The sequence below is a fragment of the Streptomyces sp. NPDC001156 genome (assembly GCF_053598275.1).
Genome location: NZ_JBSFJX010000434.1, coordinates 1 through 2,935, shown reverse-complemented (window position 1 = coordinate 2,935; position 2,935 = coordinate 1). Strand labels below are relative to the sequence as shown.

Sequence of the window (2,935 nt, the reverse complement as noted above, 5' to 3'; positions counted from 1 at the left end):
ATCGGCGGAGTCCGCTTCCCCGCCATCGGCGAACTCCCCTACCTCCTCACCCTCGCAGGCCACGGCTTCTACTGGTTCCGACTCCGGAAGAACGTCGCGTAGTGGTCCCGGGCGGGGCGGTTTTCACCGCCCCGCCCGGGGCACGCAGGCAGTAGTACCCCGACCGCCCCCCGGGGAAAGGACGCACGCCATGTCGGAAGCCGTCACCCACCCCACCGCTACCCAGCCCGGTCTCCTCGCGTCCCTCGACCCGCTCCTGCGGGAGTGGCTCCCACGGCAGCGCTGGTTCGCGGGCAAGGGACGGCCGGTCACCGGGTTCTCCCTGGTGGCGGCCACCGAACTGCTGCCCTCCGGCGGTCCGCTCGGTCTGCTTCACCTGCTCGTACGGGCCCATCAGCCGGACGTCCCCGCCCAGAGCGCCGTACCCCACCCCGGCGACTGCTACCAGCTGCTCATCGGCGTGCGCGAGGCGCTCCCGCCCCGCCTGGCGCCCGCGTTGATCGGACATCCCGGCGAAGGGCCCCTGGCCGGGCGGACGGTGTACGAGGCGCTCTACGACCCCCGGGCCACCGCCGTCCTCCTGGAGGCGCTCCGCACCAGGGCCCGCATCGGCCGGCTCCGCTTCGAGGGGGACGCCCGCCAGCGGATAGGGGAAGGACTCGTCCCGCGGCTGGTGACCGCCGAGCAGTCCAACTCCTCCGTCGTTTACGGAGATACGTTCATCCTCAAGGTTCTGCGGCGCGTCGTGCCGGGCACCAACCCCGACCTCGAGCTGCCGCTGGCGCTGGCGCACGAGGGCTGCGCCCGGGTGCCCGCGCCCGCAGGCTGGCTGCTCGCCGACCTCGACGGCCACGACGACTCGTACGTCCTCGGCGTGCTGCAACCGTTTGTCCGGGGTGCGACGGACGGCTGGGAACTGGCGCTGCACGAGCTGGCCAAGGGCTCGGACTTCGCACCGGAGGCGCGGGCGCTCGGCCGGGCGACGGCCGAGGTGCACATGGCACTGGCCCGCGCGCTGCCCACGGTCACCCTGGGACATCAGCGGATACGAGTGCTCGCCGACGGCATGATCCAGCATCTGGAGGCGGCGGCCCAGGCGGTGCCCGTGCTGCGGCCGTACGTGCCCGGGCTGCGGTCCGCGTTCGAGACGCTCGCCGACCTCGCCGCCGAGGGGCACACCTGGACCGCCCAGCGCATCCACGGCGATCTGCACCTGGGCCAGTGCCTGCGCTCGCCGTCCGGAGACTGGTCGCTGATCGACTTCGAAGGCGAACCGTCGAAACCGCTGGCGGAACGCCGGATGCCCCAGCCGGCCGTACGGGACGTCGCGGGCATGCTCCGCTCCTTCGACTACGCCGCGCACTCGGCCGCGCCGCCGGCACCGCAGTGGGCCGCCGCGTGCCGGGCCGCGTACTGCTCCGGATACGCGGAGGTCACCGGACGCGACCCGCGCACCGACCCCGTGCTGCTGCGCGCGTACGAGACGGACAAGGCGGTCTACGAGGTGCTGTACGAAGCCCGGCACCGCCCCGACTGGCTGCCCGTGCCGATGGCGGCGATACGCCGCCTGTCCGCCGGCGCCGACGCAACCACATGACCCACCACTCCGTGCCGAGGAGGCCCCGTCCGTGACCCCCCGTCCTCCGTCCGACGACGACATCATGAACAAGAACGGCGACGGTCCGAAGAAGACCGGTGTGAAGAAGACGGCGACCGCGGCGGAAAAGTCGACGGCCGGCAAGAAGAAGGCGGTGGCGAAGAAAGCGGCGGCCGTGACGCCGAGGGCGACGGCAGGGCTGAAGAAGGCCGCGGCCGGGAAGGCGGCTGCCGAGGCGGAGGAACTAACTGCCGGCACGACGGCGGCGAAGAAGGCTCCGGCCAAGAAATCCGCTGCGCAGAAGACCGCCGCGAAGAAGACGACGGCCAAGAAGACCGCTGCCAAGAAGACCGCCGCCAAGAAGGTTCCGGCGAAGAAGATCGCCGCCCAGAAGACGGCTGCCGAGCCCGTTTCCCGGAAGGCCGGCGCGAAGAAGGTGGCCGTACCTGGGGCTGCCCCGGAGCAGATCGCCGCGGAGGTGGCCGAAGTCGCCGCGGAGGCAGCCGAGGTGGCCGCACAGGCGGCCGAGGCTGTCGCGATCGGAACGGCCGCGGAACCGCTCGCCGACGAGATGGTGGAGGTGGCCGTCTCCCCGGCCGTCGATGCCGGTGACCGCGAGCGGCTGCTCGGCGGCATGCACCACGACCCGCACTCGGTGCTCGGCGCCCACCGGGTGCCCGGTGGCGTCGCCGTCCGGGCCTTCCGGCCGTACGCGCTGTCCGTCACGGTCGTCGCCGGTCCCCTGCGGGCCGAGTTGCACGACGACGGCGACGGGTTCTTCTCGGGGCTGCTGCCGCTGAGCGACGTCCCCGCCTACCGGCTCGTCGTCGCCTACGAGGGGGCGGTCCAGGACACGGAGGACGCGTACGGCTTCCTGCCCACCCTCGGCGAGTTCGACCTGCATCTGATCGGCGAGGGGCGTCACGAGGAGCTCTGGACGGCGCTCGGCGCGCACCCGATGACCCACGAGGGCGTGACCGGCACCCGGTTCTCGGTGTGGGCGCCGAACGCGAGGGGCGTGCGCGTGGCCGGGAGCTTCAATTTCTGGGACGGCAGCGGCCACCCGATGCGCTCGCTCGGCTCGAGCGGCGTCTGGGAACTGTTCGTGCCGGGCATCGGCGAGGGCGAACTGTACAAGTTCGAGATCACCCGCCCGGACGGCTCCAGGACCCTGCGTGCCGACCCGCTGGCGCGCCGCACCGAGGCACCGCCGAACACGTCCTCGATCGTCACCGCCTCCCACTACGTGTGGGGGGACGAGGAGTGGCTGGCACAGCGTGCGGACACTGCGGTGCACGAGGCGCCGTTCTCGGTGTACGAGATGCATCTGGCGTCCTG

Annotated in this window: 2 protein-coding genes; both read left to right on the top strand. The window is 72.3% G+C overall.

The features are described from left to right. Positions 1-190: 190 nt before the first annotated feature. Positions 191-1,597, top strand: a complete 1,407-nt coding sequence (locus ACWDA7_RS51790) for a maltokinase N-terminal cap-like domain-containing protein (protein ID WP_450615048.1) — start codon at positions 191-193, stop codon at positions 1,595-1,597. A 31-nt stretch (positions 1,598-1,628) separates the two neighbouring features. Continuing rightward, a partial coding sequence (locus ACWDA7_RS51785; protein ID WP_450615047.1) for a GlgB N-terminal domain-containing protein occupies positions 1,629-2,935 on the top strand: 1,307 nt, incomplete at its 3' end.